The sequence below is a fragment of the Nitrospirota bacterium genome (genome assembly GCA_040755395.1).
Taxonomy (GTDB): Bacteria; Nitrospirota; Nitrospiria; order Nitrospirales; family Nitrospiraceae; genus DATLZU01.
This window is the reverse complement of the sequence record JBFMAX010000004.1, coordinates 205,939-219,747: the sequence shown is the minus strand read 5'-3', so window position 1 is coordinate 219,747 and position 13,809 is coordinate 205,939. Positions and strand designations below refer to the sequence as shown.

The 13,809-nt window shown below is 65.1% G+C and carries 14 protein-coding genes; 4 read left to right on the top strand and 10 right to left on the bottom strand.

The genetic code is table 11. From position 1 onward, the window contains the following. Positions 1-3 precede the first annotated feature (3 nt). A complete protein-coding gene (locus tag AB1555_09095) occupies positions 4-297 on the top strand; it encodes a hypothetical protein (GenBank protein ID MEW6246851.1) in 294 nt (97 codons plus the stop codon). Here the strand turns inward: AB1555_09095 and AB1555_09090 are convergent. The 6 genes from AB1555_09090 to AB1555_09065 all read right to left on the bottom strand — a co-directional run bounded on the left by AB1555_09090 (position 294) and on the right by AB1555_09065 (position 8,212). Next, on the bottom strand, positions 294-1,805 hold the full coding sequence (locus tag AB1555_09090; protein MEW6246850.1) for an alkaline phosphatase PhoX: 1,512 nt from the start codon (positions 1,803-1,805) through the stop codon (positions 294-296). The two genes, AB1555_09095 and AB1555_09090, sit on opposite strands and share 4 nt — an antisense overlap. Before the next feature lie 294 nt (positions 1,806-2,099). Beyond that, positions 2,100-2,843 carry a tetratricopeptide repeat protein gene (locus AB1555_09085; protein ID MEW6246849.1) on the bottom strand — a complete coding sequence of 248 codons (744 nt, stop codon included), beginning with the start codon at positions 2,841-2,843 and terminating at the stop codon, positions 2,100-2,102. Then, on the bottom strand, positions 2,840-3,892 hold the full coding sequence (locus tag AB1555_09080; protein ID MEW6246848.1) for a prolipoprotein diacylglyceryl transferase family protein: 1,053 nt from the start codon (positions 3,890-3,892) through the stop codon (positions 2,840-2,842). The genes AB1555_09085 and AB1555_09080 overlap by 4 nt, the downstream gene beginning before the upstream one ends. Further along, the gene (locus tag AB1555_09075; GenBank protein MEW6246847.1) at positions 3,882-4,940 is read right to left on the bottom strand and encodes a phosphatidylserine decarboxylase; all 1,059 of its coding nucleotides are present in this window, start codon (positions 4,938-4,940) and stop codon (positions 3,882-3,884) included. Before AB1555_09075 ends, AB1555_09080 begins: the two co-directional genes overlap by 11 nt. Beyond that, entirely contained in the window at positions 4,909-7,329 is a 2,421-nt protein-coding gene (locus tag AB1555_09070; GenBank protein MEW6246846.1) for a hypothetical protein, read from the bottom strand. The genes AB1555_09075 and AB1555_09070 overlap by 32 nt, the downstream gene beginning before the upstream one ends. A 190-nt stretch (positions 7,330-7,519) precedes the next feature. After that, entirely contained in the window at positions 7,520-8,212 is a 693-nt protein-coding gene (locus tag AB1555_09065) for an HAD family phosphatase (GenBank protein MEW6246845.1), read from the bottom strand. A gap of 210 nt (positions 8,213-8,422) precedes the next feature. On the opposite strand from AB1555_09065, the gene AB1555_09060 reads away from it, so the two are divergent. Then, positions 8,423-8,671 carry an ImmA/IrrE family metallo-endopeptidase gene (locus AB1555_09060; GenBank protein MEW6246844.1) on the top strand — a complete coding sequence of 83 codons (249 nt, stop codon included), beginning with the start codon at positions 8,423-8,425 and terminating at the stop codon, positions 8,669-8,671. A gap of 122 nt (positions 8,672-8,793) precedes the next feature. Here the strand turns inward: AB1555_09060 and AB1555_09055 are convergent, their stop codons facing one another. Then, a complete protein-coding gene (locus AB1555_09055; protein MEW6246843.1) occupies positions 8,794-9,459 on the bottom strand; it encodes a phosphoribosyltransferase family protein in 666 nt (221 codons plus the stop codon). A gap of 25 nt (positions 9,460-9,484) precedes the next feature. Then, positions 9,485-9,958: an EVE domain-containing protein gene (locus AB1555_09050; GenBank protein MEW6246842.1), complete on the bottom strand. Its 474-nt coding sequence runs from the start codon at positions 9,956-9,958 to the stop codon at positions 9,485-9,487. A 164-nt stretch (positions 9,959-10,122) separates the two neighbouring features. Here AB1555_09050 and AB1555_09045 point away from each other — a divergent pair, with 164 nt between their 5' ends. Continuing rightward, a complete protein-coding gene (locus AB1555_09045; protein MEW6246841.1) occupies positions 10,123-10,935 on the top strand; it encodes a YdcF family protein in 813 nt (270 codons plus the stop codon). Here AB1555_09045 and AB1555_09040 read toward each other — a convergent pair. Together AB1555_09040 and AB1555_09035 are read right to left on the bottom strand one after the other, a co-directional pair. Further along, positions 10,930-12,123, bottom strand: a complete 1,194-nt coding sequence (locus AB1555_09040) for a PQQ-dependent sugar dehydrogenase (protein ID MEW6246840.1) — start codon at positions 12,121-12,123, stop codon at positions 10,930-10,932. The two genes, AB1555_09045 and AB1555_09040, sit on opposite strands and share 6 nt — an antisense overlap. A gap of 8 nt (positions 12,124-12,131) precedes the next feature. Continuing rightward, a complete protein-coding gene (locus AB1555_09035) occupies positions 12,132-12,497 on the bottom strand; it encodes a hypothetical protein (GenBank protein MEW6246839.1) in 366 nt (121 codons plus the stop codon). Positions 12,498-12,973: 476 nt separating this feature from the next. Between AB1555_09035 and AB1555_09030 the strand changes: the two genes are divergently transcribed. Beyond that, entirely contained in the window at positions 12,974-13,768 is a 795-nt protein-coding gene (locus tag AB1555_09030) for a YkgJ family cysteine cluster protein (GenBank protein ID MEW6246838.1), read from the top strand. The last annotated feature ends 41 nt before the right edge of the window (positions 13,769-13,809 follow it).

Genomic DNA, 13,809 nt, shown 5'->3' with positions numbered 1-13,809 from the left:
GCGGTGCGCCGGCCTGACCGTTTCGGAGGAGATTCGCGAGGGAGCGACCGTGTCGTTCGCGCGCCGCTGCGTATCGTGCGGCGATATCGTGGACCCGGTCATCCGGCGAAATCGCTCGCTTCGGATCCCGCCCCGGCCGACTCGGGCGAGGACCGGAATGTACGGACTGAGGTGGTGGCGGCGGATGAAACGCGCGACGGCCAGTTGATCGGCCGCGCGACCGGAAGCATCCTGTCGCGGGTCAGCGGCGTCCGGGGGAGCCGGCGCAAGCCGGCTCCCCCGTTCCGTTTGCCCTAGCGCCTGAAATGCGGCGGGATCTGGAACCCGGTGATTTTGAGGATGTCGTCGGTCGGGTAGTCGTCGACCTTCGGCATCTTGCCGTCGCTGCTATGCTGGATGGACAGGTAGGCCGTGGTTCCGTCAAGCGCAAACTTGAACCCGGTCGGCTCCGCGGATGAATCCTTGACCGAGAGAATCTTAACGCAGCCGTCCGACTTGATGTCGCGGTCGTCGCCGTCCGGCAAGCACGCGAAAATATCGCCGTTGTCATTGTCCTCGATGACGTAGAGATTGCCTGTCTTCGGCTGGAACTCGAGATTGTCGAATTGATTGAAGTCCTGATCGCCTTCGATGAAGCGCTCGACCAGGACCGTCTGTTGGCGAGGGTCGGCCGTGAGCGGCGCGCGGTCCACCGCGCAGGCGACTTCGGCGTATTGTCCGCTGCCGGCGCTTCCGGTCGCAGCCCAACAGAACCGAACGCCCTCCCCCTCATACTGCGGATCCAGCTCCATATCCTCCGGCCGATAGTAACCCGTCGCGCCCGCCTTGTGGGCATCGCTGCGGGCATCGGCGGCGCTCACCGGAATCCACGCCACGTGTCCGACTTCGCACCCCTGGCCGTACTGCTGCCGGCCGGTCCGACAGGACACCTGCATCGCATACACGTTACCGGCAGCCAACGGGGATTGCGCGAGCGCGGAAATCGGACCGCTCTCCGTCCGCGGATTTGCCGGGATGAATTTGTAGATGGCGCCGCCGTCTGAATCCGGCGCCGCGGACCCGGGACGCTCCTCGTCGCCCAAGTACACCACGCCGTTCGGCAGGATGCCGATGCCTTCCCAAGCCAAGGTCGGCAGAGCTGTCCGCTTCACGACCTTGGCGGACGGCACGCCGTTGACGTCGATCACGGCGCCCGTCGCGCGATTGATCACGGTCAGGTTCGTCACGTCCAGCGGGTCCATGATTTCATAGGCGGCGCCGTCATCCACTTCTTCCGTAGCCAGGATAGTGCCCCAAGGCGTGCGACGAATGCCGTCGCAACCGGCAGTCCCGCGCAAGATGGTGTCCACGGCCCCGTCGCTCAGGCGGATCCGCTGCACACCCGGGGTCAACTTGGGCACGCCGCTGGGATATTCCCCGATCTTGTGGGGCGTGAATTCTTCGATGCAAAAAAGCAAATGGGTCGGCTGTTCGTCCGACGGCCAGAATGCAAACTGGTCGGCGTTGTGGGCCGCCTGCCGGGTCACGTACTCGGCCTTGAGGCTCTTGGCCAGGACGATCTGGTCCTGAGCCTTCTGGTCCGGCATCCGATAGTCGCCGGTGGTCGGCGGAGCCGATTCCTTCAACGGCTTGTGGACCCCGAAGAGCAGGAACGATCGCTGTTCGAGCGATCGCTGCACCTGCTGGCCGAAATCCTGGAGCCCCTCGAAGCCGTCGTCGGCCTGCACGCGCTGCAACGGGAGCAGGGCCGCGAGACCGAGCATGCCCAGGGAAAGAACGAGTCCCGATCGTTGCTTCAACCTCATCTCGTGTTCCTCCTATCATCGCACGCCGTCAGCGAAGGTGACGGTTGCTCGTAGAGTTGTGCGGAGCCGCCGCCTCGCGGGCACACCCGTGCCCGAACGTCCGGCGACGTTCGCCGATTACGGAATCCTGTCAATGAAGAGAGCCGGCGTACGCGTCGATTCCGCGGCGCGTGCCGGTTGAGGTGAGGATCCTACCTGCCGGCGACAGGATGCCCGATGAGAATTGCAGACTCCTCACAGGGCGATGAAGTTTCGGTAAAACCTTTCGCCGGGCGCGCGGCGCAGGTCCGCCGTTCACTCCCGTTCGTCCAGCGACTTCAGGAGCCGCTCCGCCTCCGGCTTGAACCTGCGCGCCCAGGCATACGGATAATGCGGACGCGCGGCGCCGACGACCGCGCGCAGTTGCAGGCGGGCGGCGTCGACTCGCCCCTGCTTGAGATAGAGCTTGGCCAGAAGGATCCGCGCGTTGGTGTAGTCCCCGTCCGCGGCGATGGCCCGCATGAGATAGCGCTCCGCCGCCTCCGGATCGCCTCCCAGAAACCGGGGCAACTCCGCCAGCAGCCCGCCCATCATCTGCAGCGCCGGCGCATGATCGGGCCGCAGCTCGATCGCCCGTGCGACGTGACGTTTGACGTTCCGGAGGACGAGCGCCGCCGAGGCCGGGCCTTGCAACCGCGCCGCGCTGCCGAGGGCGGCGGCGTAAAGAAAATGGGCGTCCGCGTTCGCCTCCCGGAGCTCGATCGCGCGTTCGGCGGTTCTGGCGCCTTCTTCGTACGCCGCCAGCCGGTCTTGGGCGTCCGTGTACAAGTCATCCGCGATGTTGAGATAGAGATCGGCCAAGCGGGTCAGGAGGCCGACGTCGGAGGGATCGCGATCCAGCGCCGCTAACAGGGCGGCCAGGTCGCGCATGAGCGAGTGCGGGTAATCCGAAGGAATCGCATCGCGTTGCGCGGACGCCGATCCCGCGGCCGACAGCACGGCCAGGCCCAGCAGGAGGGCCGCAGGCCACCGCGATGCCGAAGGCCGCGGGCGCCTCACACGCGATCCTTGAGGACGGAGAGGGAAATCGTGGACGCCGTCACCTGACTGCGCCCGGTGTAGAGAAAGATCGCGACCCACACGGCCTGCAGCGAAAGGATGACCAGGGGGTTCCACAGGGCTTCGAGCCCGGCGAGCAGGTCCGGCCTCACGGGCCGTTCGTCCGTCGGCGAGACGCTCAGGACGAGTCCGTAAAGTGAGCCGAGCGCGGCCAGCACCTGATAGACGGACAGGTCGCCGCCGCCCCGATGGTCCGCTCTCAACCGCTCGGAGAGCACCCGCCATGCGTGCGTGATCAGCAAGGCGGTCAAAAACGCCGCCTGCATGCGGCCGTGGAGAAACAACGACAGGCCGACCAGGCCGGCGCCCGTAGAAATCACGGCGGTCACGGCCTGAACGGGAATCACGGGCGCCGATTCCAATCCTCCCTCATACGCCGCTTTCTTTGTCGGCCCGGCGAAGGCGAAGTGGCGCATCCGAAACAGCCCGGCCAACGCCGGATGAGCGGCGCTCAACGGCTTGCCGTAGCAACAGCCGAAGCTGATGCAGGCAAGCCGACCGGTCCCCTCTCCGAAGGCGTAGGCGATCGCCAGCGCGGCCAGCGTCGGGAGCATCGGGATTGCGCCGTCCGCCCCTTCTCCCAGCGTCTCGTTGGTCAGCAGGATCAGCCACGGCGCAGCGAGCAACCCGACAAACGACGCCCCTCCGATCGTGAAGGTGTTCGGCCTGTCTTCGACCAGCCTCGCCAGGAGCTTCGCAGCGGGCACGCACAACGCGAGCGTGAGGGCCGCCAGACTCGCCGTGGCGATCAGCGGGACCGCGAGCGCGCCCATCAGCACGATCAGCACGGCCACCGCCAGCGTGACCGCGCTCGCGGTCAACACGCCGTAATACGTCAGGTTGAGTCCCTCCCACCGGCCGTCGGGACCCTTCTGCGTGGGGATCGCCGCGAGAATCTGCCACTCCTCCCGCGGCAGGGTCCGAAACGCCCACCGGAAGAGGAGCGTGTACACGAAAAACAGACTCAGGAGAGCGATCTCATTCGCCATCGCGCGACGCCTCCGCTCGAATGTCCGCCGACGCGCTCCGGCGCGCGCGGGCGATCGTCGAGCGCACTTTCACATCCGTCTCGACCAGCGGCCGCCCGAATCCCTGCGAATACCGGCTGCGGACGCCGGGGCGGAACCTGTTCCGAATCAAGTCGTCGCAGAACCTGACGCGTCCGGGCTGAAACAGGAGCACGGTCGTCGAGCTCCCGGGACGGTACAGACTCTTGGGTTGGCCTTTTCGCAAGAACAGGCCCGTCGCCATGGGCCGCGGATGATCGTAGCCGGTGTCGCTGTAACACTGATCGATGACCCCGACCATGAGGGCCGCGATCTCGATCATCGCGACCAGCCCGACCCCGGTGCCGCCGGGCACGTCGCTGTCCACGATCGTCACGACCCGCGCGTTCTTGGAATACGGCGTCGCGAGCGCCACCACGGGCGACGGATTGCAGGAATGGTAGCGTCCGGCGACGGCGTAGAAGTCCGCGACGGTTCCGGCGACAGGCGCATGGTTGTAATGATACTTGTCCGGCGTGAGCCGGAAGACGGCGACGTCGCCCTTCCGGAAAGCCTGTATCCAGCGGGCCCGATCGGACCCCAGCAGTTCCTCGAATTCGAAAAACTTGCCTTTGAGGAACAGCGCCGAGCGTTCCTCCATCGAACCGACCAACACGCGGGCGTCCGCCGGAGAGACGACGGCGCTCGGATCGTCCTCCATCGGGCGCACGTCCCAGTACCGCACCTTGCGCTGGAACACTTTCCTGGGCGTGTCGAGCCGCCCGGGAGGGTCCACGCATTCCGCCAAATCCACCCCGAGCGAGCGGATGAACCGTTCTACGCCCCACCGCGCGGAGCCGAACGGCAGATCGTAATTGAAAAAGCCGAGCGCTCTCGATGTCCTGGCCGACGTCAACGCCCTGAAGAGCCACGCGGCGTCTTCCCAGGGCTGGGCGTACAGCCAACGCACCAGACGATCCGCGTACAGCCGCTCGGTCCGCACTTGGGCGGTCGCGCGATCAACGTACTGGTGCTCGGTCGTGTTCGGCATGTCGCGATCCGGGCCGGAGCGTCCCGGCCTCTTCCATGTCGCGCCGGATCACCAACAGGACGAGGGCGAGGCATCGGCGAAGCCCGTCGGCGTCGAGCTCCTCCCCGACCAGCGCCTCCTTGACCGACGCGAAAAAATCGGCCGCGCTGCGCGGCCCGATGACGCTCGCGATCGCCCGGCGATAGGGTTCCTCCGCCGCATCGATCCGCCGGAGATCGTCTGCGACGATTGCGAACGCTTCCCTGAGATGGCGAATCTTGAGGGTCCCGCGATAGTAGTGTTCGGCGGCCAGGTTGAACTCGCGCCCGGGCAACCGCAGCGGAGAGGCGACGCCGGCTTCGCGGAGAATGCCCGACGTCAGCTTTCCGGCGACGGTCGCCCGTTCGGGATCAGCCAACCGCTCGCGCAGGCGGGCGAGGGCGTCCTGCAAGCCGAAGTCGCGAACGAGGTCCGGCGCGTCTGCCTCGATGGTCGCCACCAGGGCCTGACGGTAGTCGGCGAGCCGCACTCGGAGACAGCCGGCATAGCGGCGGCTGCCGCGGGTCTTGCGGGTGTTCGACAGAATCCGCAGCATGAACCGATTCGCCGTGTCCTCCCGCACGTTGCAGGTCGGGATGCCGATGGCCGTCGCGAAGATGAATTGTCGCCGCTCGCTCTCGACGAACGGCGTATCGGGAATGTCCTCGTGGCTCACCGTTCCGTCGGCGATGTATCGGAAGGCGAGCCCGGTCAGCAGGGCCTGCAGGCTCGCCGCGTCGGACAGATCGTCGCGCAGGCTCTCGAACAGGCTGTACTGACGCCCTTCGAATCCCGAGAAGCCCATGACCGCATGGGCGCGCAGTTTATAGAGCAGATACAGCGACATGGACTCGTCGAAGATCCCCAGTTGCGCCAAATCGCGTTTGAGCCGCTGCTCGTTGCCGGGCGTGCCGTCCAGCGCCGGGCTCTGGTCGGTGCTGAGCAGCGAGACCAGATAATCGATCAGCCGGAAGTCTGGCACGAAATCGCCTCTGAGCCCGAACAGCAGACTGATCGCCCGATCCAGCCACAGCGGGCCGACCGGCGTCACCGGCCGGCCGAAAACCGTCAACCCGGCTTTCTTCTTCCATCGCCGCCACAGCATCCGAAGGTGCGCGCCGTCCAGTTCATGCGGAAGAAAGCCCAACGCCCGTTCCGGATGACAATCCCAGAAATCCAACCGATACGGCGCCGCGCTGTAGGTCCCGACGAAGAGGGGCAGGAAATGCTCCACGATTTTGATCGTCAGGTCGCCGAGATATTTCTCGTGCGACGCGTCGAACGGCGACGCGCCCGACGCGAGCGCCTCGGTGAGGAGGCGGCTTCCCAGACTGAGATGGGTGCCGTTGTTGGCGAGGCTGATGTTCGAGGCGCTCGGCAGCACCACGAGGTTGCGGGTGACGATGCCGGCGTCCTTGAGCTTGATCACCGCGTTGAGCTGGCTGCGCGACAGGACCTGATGGCACAGGTGCATGTACCGGCGTTTGTCTTCGCCCCGATCCCATCCGAACAGGCAGGGATTCATGAACAGCTCGCGATAGAACGCATCGGGGATGAGCGCGTTCAGCTCCTTCTGCCGGACGGGCGGATGCGGCGCGAAATACACCCGAGCCCGCTGCCCCGATCGCGCGAGTCCGAATCGCTCGTTCGCATACAGGACGAGGAGCTGGGTCAACAGGTACCGCTTTGCGGTTTCGCGGGCGACGGCGCATCCCATGCCGGTCTCGGGAGACAGCGGCACAACGTAGAAGGAGTAGGTCTCCGGCGAGCTGTTGTCGTTGAGAAAATGATCCATGCACCGCCGGCCGATGTCGGCGACCGCCGGAGGCCACGCCGGCTGATCCGCGATCGCCTGCGCCAACGCCAGCCGGAGCAGGTAGCTGATCGGCACCCTGAGCCAGTCGTCGCCCTCGCGGGAAAAGAGAAAGGCGGACACGTCGCTTCGCAGCGGGCTGAAGGCATTGCTCTTGTCGGCCACCAAATCCCGCTGCAAAACCCGAAGGGCGAACGGATTCAGGACGCGGAGTGGAAACCGCACCCAGGAATTTTCCCAGACCGCACGGGCATTCTCCCGGAGATACCGCTCCAGGTTCGTCAGCAGCGTCCTGGGACTGTCGCCGGCCGCGGCCCGCTTCGCCACGTTCTTCCAGTAGTTCGACTCTTGCAGGGTGATGGCGAAGTCGATACGGTCCTGCGCCCCCTCCACCGCGGCTTGCAGCTCGTTTTCAGAGCCGGCCGTGATGTCAGAGGGAGAGAACGGCAGGGTGCCGCCAGCCAGAGCCTTCAGCAGGCACCGGGGATCGACGCTCAATGCGGAAGGATCGAGGCTCCGCGAACCCGAAAGCGCGATGTTGGATCCGAAGTGCGACATGAATCCCGGCCCTGGACTCCGCGCCCGGCGATATCCGGCGCACCTCCGGGCCATCTTCAGCGTACCCGGCCCTTGTTAAGCGCGTGTTAACGCTCCGCTACAATCATGTAAACGCGCGCGCCGACTGTGTCGCGAGGGGGTTCCGAGTCCGAGGCGGCGGGATGTCGCCGAGTGGTCGGACCGCGGCGCTTCATCCCCACAGACGGCGCACGAGCGAGGCGAACTCGCAGGCTTCCAGGGAAGAGACGACGGCGTCTGCGGCATGCAGGTCTTGCGGGGCGTAAGTCGTCGCGACGGCGAGACATCGCATGCCGGCCGCCCGGGCAGCGCGGATCCCGTGCAGGCTATCCTCGATCGCGAAACACTCGGACCCGATCAGCGGCGCCGTCCGAGCGAGCCGGCGGAGGGCGTGCAGGTAGGGCTCGGGGGCAGGCTTCCCGTTTTTCACATCCTGAGCCGCGGTAATATGCTCGAACGCCTCCAGTAATCCGGCCTGTTCCAGGCACAGCCGGATTTCCTCCCGCAGCGCGCCGGACACCACTGCAAGCCGGTAGCGACCCGAGAGCTTCCGCGCAAACTCGGTCACGCCGGGCATGATCCCGGGATCGGCGCGCAGGGCGTCTTGCATGAGCTCGGTCTTGCGCCTGACCAGTTGAGCAAGGAGTTCTTCTGAAACGGACAGGCCCTGTGCGGCATACACGGCGACAAAACAGGCCTCGTCGGTCAAACCGAGGTAGCGGGCGGCATAGTCCGGTGCGGTAAGCGTCAGGCCGGAATCTGCAAGCACCCGTTGGAACATCCGGAAATGGAGGGGCTCCGTGTCCGCCAAGACCCCGTCGAAATCAAACAGGACCGCTTTTAAGGGGCGATTCAGTTGCACCATGAGATCACGGTTTCATCCGATCGACATCATAAGTATTTGAAATACCTAGCTTTGTACCGCGAGAATCGCCGGACTGATTTGTGTTAGGCTAGAGCCTCGATCCGGTGGTCACTGACTTCTCAGGGTCTGTCTTCTGAGCATCGATCAACCCCATAGGTCTTCGCGCCGAAATCGGACTTACTTGGATTGTACTGCTGGAGTGTCGACGAAATGTTACGCATACCCACCCGCGTGGTCCTTCCGTTCGGGTACCGCATCACGGTCCGGCAGGTGCCGGATTCTGAGATGGACCGCCGTGACCCGAACGCGGATGGGCTGTGGGATAATGAAACCAGAACCATTTATATTCGGAAACGCCTGCCAGTCACGCGCCGCCGCTATATCCTGGCCCACGAACTCGGTCACGCCTGGCTCGATTGGCAGCACCGCTACTTGGACAACGGAAAAGCAAGAACCTAGCTCATAGCGAACAACCAACTCGCCACCTCCCTAACCCTCCCTCAAGTTGGGGGAGGGAAGGGTGGGGGAGGGAAGGGTGGGGACGGGTCGTTGGAACTTGTGAGACGCGGGATGCAGCAACACTAGGCGATGCCCGGGCCCGGCTCGGAACGGGCGGCAGCAGTTTGCATCAGCGCGCTGAGAACCTCGTCATCGTCCACTTGGCTGAAATCCACGTAGTGCTGCCCGACCGCGTGAAAGGGCTCCGGCATGGCCAAGACGACCAGTTCATCCACCTGCCGGCTGATCCGCCCCAACGAATCCTGGGGACCGACGGGAATGGCGGCGATCAGTCGTCCCGCCCGAGCCGACTTGATTGCGGCGGCCGCCGCAGAAAACGTCGCGCCGGTGGCGATCCCGTCATCCACCAAGATCACCGCCCGTCCGTCCAACGAGGGGAGCGGGCGGCCTTTCCGATACAAGGCCTGCTGCCGCGCGATCTCGCTCCGTTGAGAGGCGATCAGCGCATCCAGTTCGCGACCGGAAAGATGGAATTCGGCCAGCGCCTCCTCGTTCATGAAGAGAGAGCCGGTTTCCGACACCGCGCCGAGGGCATACTCCGGACAGCCGGGCGCCCCGAGCTTGCGGACGATGATGACATCGAGCGGAAGTCGGAGGCTCCGGGCGATCACCGCGCCGACCACGACGCCTCCCCGGGGCAGCGCCAGCACCAGCCCGCTGGGATCATCCCGATAAAAACTCAGACGATCCGCCAAGAGCCGGCCCGCTTCCTCACGGTTCCGAAGCACAGTCGCCTCCATTCCGACCGACGACTCATCCGCCGGCCAGTTTCAAAATGACCGCCCATTCCGAAGGTCGGACAGGCTGGACGGACAGCCGGGAGCCTTTCCGCAGCAACTCCATGCCCTTCAACCCCGGCTGCTTGCGCAGGAGATCGAGCGGAAGGGGCGTCGGGAACTTCCGGACGAAGCGGATGTCCACCATGTCCCACCGGGGATCGGCCGGATCGCTCGCCGGATCGTAATGCTTGTCTTTCTTGTCGAACTGCGTGGGGTCGGGATAGGCCGTACGGACGACCTCGGCGATCCCCACGATCGCCGGCGGATCGGCGTTGCTGTGATAGAACAGCACCTGGTCTCCGACCTTCATGGCGCGCATGTAGTTGCGGGCCTGGTAGTTACGGACCCCGTCCCAGCAGGTGGTTCGCCGGGGCGCGTTCCGCAGATCGTCGATGGAAAACGCGTCGGGCTCCGACTTCATCAGCCAATACTGTTTTGTCTCCGGCATGGGGCTCTCCTTGTGCGCCGAGCGCATCGTGGAACAAAGAGTGATTGAGTGATTGGTAAGTGAGTGATGAAAAACAGATGGCATTCTTGCGATCACTTGGTTACTTAATTACTCAATCACCGATTACTTAATCACCTCCTCCCCCACAGCAACGAGGAGCCGCGATGGAACTGACGCCTTTCTGGTTCGGCCTGTACAAGCTTGCCAAGTATGCCTTGTATCCGCTGTCGTGGGTCGCCCTGCTGCTGGGGCTGACCGTCGCCCTCGCCCTCCTGCCGCCGTCACCGCAACGCCACCGGTGGATCAGACGGCTGGCCCTGTCGGCGTTCCTGGCGCTCTGGCTTCTCAGCATCCCGATCACCGCGGACATCATGATGGGCACGCTGGAAGCCTGGTACCCGCAGCCCGAGCCGGCAGCCTTGCCACGATTCGACGCGATCGTGGTGCTGGGCGGCGGCGTCCGGACCAAAGGCACGTTGCGACCCGCGCACGAGTTGGTCGATCTGACGAGGCAGAGGACCGCTTGCGCCGCCGACCTCTTCCTGCAGGGGATCGCTCCCAAGCTTCTTCTCTCCGGGGGCGACGCGACGATTTTCGGCCGAGGTCCCACGGAGTCCTTGGAGATGAAACGATGGGCCCAACGCCTCGGCGTGCCCGACAACGCCATCCTGCTCGAAGAACGTTCCCGGACGACCTATGAAAACGCCGCCTATACGAAGCAAATCTTGGGCGACGCATCCGTGCTCCTCGTGACCTCCGCCAGTCACCTGCCGCGCGCGACCGCTTTGTTCCGCAAGCAAGGCCTGCAGGTGACGCCGTACCCGTGCGGGTACAGAGTGCAACATCGTCCAGCGGACGGATGGGACGAACTGACCGTGTTCGACTTCATCCCGGACAACCGGTCGTTGGACAAAACCACGGACGCCGTCGTCGAGATAGCGGGCTTCGCGCTGTACCGGCTGGCCGGCAAACTATGATCGGCCGCCGGTGGGTTGCGGCTCCGTCGACAGGCGGTAGAGCCCGCCCCGGTGATCCACGACATAGAGCTCCCCCTGTTCGTCCTCGCCGAAGGACGACATGCTGAGGCCGGTCTCAAGCAGGACGCGCGCCTCGCCCGACGCGGGAGCCGCCGCATCGAGCGCGAACAGTTCGCCGCTGCAATAATCGCCGTAGAGATACAGCCCCTGAAGCGCGGGCATGGCTCGGCCCCGGTACACGTAGCCGCCGGTGATCGAGCATCGGCCGCGCTGGTGGCCGTACTCGGCGACCGGAAAAATCAGCCCCTCGGTCCGGCATCCGGTCGGGGGTGCATAGCAATGGGCGCCTTCCATGATGCGCCAGCCGTAGTTCCCGCCGCGCTGGATCACATCGACTTCCTCCCACTCATATTGCCCGACATCCGCCGCCCACAGCATCTCCGTCCGGCGGTCGAACGAGAACCGCCAGGGATTCCTGAGCCCGTAGGCAAAGATCTCAGGCCGCCCCCCGCCGGCGGCAAACGGATTGTCCGGAGGAATGGCATAGGGGGTCCCCCGATCGACATCGATCCGCAGGATCTTTCCCAGCAGCTCTTCGCGGTTCTGGCCTCGGTTCTGCGGATCGCCCGCCGACCCTCCGTCGCCGAGCCCGATGTACAGAAACCCGTCCGGCCCGAATGCGACCATGCCGCCGTTGTGGTTGGGATAGGGCTGCGGCACGATCAGCAACACCCGCTCGTCGGTCCGCGACCGGGCGGGCCGGTCGGATCGCCGGTATTCGGCCACGACGGTCGCGCCGTCAGGCCGTCGTGTGTAATTCACGATGTAGCGGCCGTTGCGGGCATAGTCGGGATGAAAGGCCAAGCCCAGCAGGCCGCGCTCGCCGCCGCTCAGCACCCGTTTCGAAATATCGAGAAACGGTGTCTCCAGCAACACGCCGCGCTCGACGATGCGGATGCGGCCCGGCTGCTCCACGACGAACAGGAGGCCGCTGCCGTCGCCGGCATGGGTGAGATACAGCGGCTCGTGCAATCCGCTCGTGACGATCGGAACAAGCCGCAACGGCGGGACGGCGGCGGGAGTCGCCGCCTGCGCGGTCACAGGCGACGGCGGGTCATCGCCGGCCGGGAAGAGGAGGAGCCCCGAGCCGACAAGAAGGAGCGCGGCCATGGCGGTCCAACGCCTCATCGACTCGCTCACTCGCCGCGCCGTTCGATGAACTCGATCAACGCCCGGTAGGTTAATTCCCGGATCCTGGCCTTGGACGCGGCCTGCTCGCCGACGTTCGCCTCCAGCCAGACGCGGTCGACGACCTGGGCCCGGGCCTCGTTGCACAGCGTCCACATGTCGTGCAAGAACCCCTCCGGCAACCCGACCTGCACACCCTCCGACTCGATGCGGTCGTCCAGAATCGCCAGCAGATCCGAAATCGCCTGGTCCGGCCGATACGGAGCGGGCGTGAAACCGAAGGAGCGCTGCGCCTCCGTCTCCTGGCGAGCCTGCTCGACCAGATCGTGCATGTACTCTTTCAGAAGCCCGATCATGTGGCCGGACAAGTGCATAAGTAGGAAGCTATCAGCTTCACCCTCACCCTGCCCCTCCCCCTTCAAGGGGGAGGGGCTTCGGGAGGGGGCGAGTTTCATGCTCCAGGGTGGCCGCTTTGCGGCCGTGAATGACTGGTGACCGGCAGCGAACAGCAGGCAGACCGTCCAAATACGATCTGGTGATTTGGTGATCCGGCGAAGGTGCAGACTGTCCTTCATCAAATCAGACTTCGCCACATCGTACTGTCTTTCGCGCGATTCGCTATCGACTATTCGCTGTGAGCGATTTCACCGCGTCATTATCCGTGATCGACGCCGGCGTCGCAAGGTCGGTGACGTTCAGACGACCGACTCGGTTGACCACTTCCGGACTGTCACCTATGATGGCGATGAGGCATGCGGCATCGAAGCCCGTGACACGTAACGCGTAACAAATAGGGGCATCAGCCCGGTATTTTCCTCACGCATTACGCATCACGCTTCACGCTTCACGCATGAGTATGGCCGACCGCTACGATGTCTCGTTGAACACGCCGGCCGGACAGGTCACGACGGCCGTCGACGTGCCGACCGGCTTCGTGCCGATCACCGCCATCGTGCCGGCGATGCGCAAGCTGGGCGAACAGGCGCTCGCGCAGGAAGAGCGGCGGGTCACCGGGGCGGGGCTCACTATCTCGTGCCGGAAAGGTTGCGCCGCCTGCTGCCGCATGCTGGTGCCGGTCTCCGCGCCGGAGGCGTTCGCCCTGCTCGACATGGTGCGCGCGTTACCCGCCGAACGCCGCAACGCTACCATGGCCAGGGTGGAACAAGCCCGAGCCAAGCTGGAGCAGGCCGATCTGTGGTCACGCCTGACGGAACTGGCGGAAGCGGACCGTCCGTTGACGGATGAGGACTTCGAGCCGGTCAACCGCGCCTACTACGCGCTGCGCCTGCCCTGCCCGTTCCTGGAGGACGAACTCTGTACGATCTACGAAGACCGGCCGGCGGCCTGCCGCGAGCTGCTGGTCACCACGCCGGCCGAGCTGTGCGACGACCTGGCCCACAATCCCGTGAAGCCGATTCCCGTCTCCGTCCGGGTCAGCACCGTGTTGGGGTTCTTGTGGGCGGAGCTGACCGGCGGCGCCGCGCGACTGATTCCGCTTCCGCTCGCGTTGGACTGGGCGGCCCGCCATCAAGCCGAGAACCGCCGGACGTGGCGAGGCGCGGAGTTGCTGGACAAGGCGCTCGACAAGGTCTGGCGGTTCCTCAGCCAGGAATTTCAACACCGGCAACAGACCGACGAACGATGACGGCCCCCCCTCACCTTCTCCTCTCCCCCACCGGTGGGGGA

Coding starts and splice junctions, on each gene's coding strand:
- AB1555_09040 (MEW6246840.1), bottom strand. CDS start 12,123: ATGAGGCGTTGGACCGCCATGGCCGCGCTCCTTCTTGTCGGCTCGGGG.
- AB1555_09090 (MEW6246850.1), bottom strand. CDS start 1,805: ATGAGGTTGAAGCAACGATCGGGACTCGTTCTTTCCCTGGGCATGCTC.
- AB1555_09050 (MEW6246842.1), bottom strand. CDS start 9,958: ATGCCGGAGACAAAACAGTATTGGCTGATGAAGTCGGAGCCCGACGCG.
- AB1555_09060 (MEW6246844.1), top strand. CDS start 8,423: ATGTTACGCATACCCACCCGCGTGGTCCTTCCGTTCGGGTACCGCATC.
- AB1555_09075 (MEW6246847.1), bottom strand. CDS start 4,940: ATGCCGAACACGACCGAGCACCAGTACGTTGATCGCGCGACCGCCCAA.
- AB1555_09035 (MEW6246839.1), bottom strand. CDS start 12,497: ATGCACTTGTCCGGCCACATGATCGGGCTTCTGAAAGAGTACATGCAC.
- AB1555_09080 (MEW6246848.1), bottom strand. CDS start 3,892: ATGGCGAATGAGATCGCTCTCCTGAGTCTGTTTTTCGTGTACACGCTC.
- AB1555_09070 (MEW6246846.1), bottom strand. CDS start 7,329: ATGTCGCACTTCGGATCCAACATCGCGCTTTCGGGTTCGCGGAGCCTC.
- AB1555_09030 (MEW6246838.1), top strand. CDS start 12,974: ATGAGTATGGCCGACCGCTACGATGTCTCGTTGAACACGCCGGCCGGA.
- AB1555_09065 (MEW6246845.1), bottom strand. CDS start 8,212: ATGGTGCAACTGAATCGCCCCTTAAAAGCGGTCCTGTTTGATTTCGAC.
- AB1555_09045 (MEW6246841.1), top strand. CDS start 10,123: ATGGAACTGACGCCTTTCTGGTTCGGCCTGTACAAGCTTGCCAAGTAT.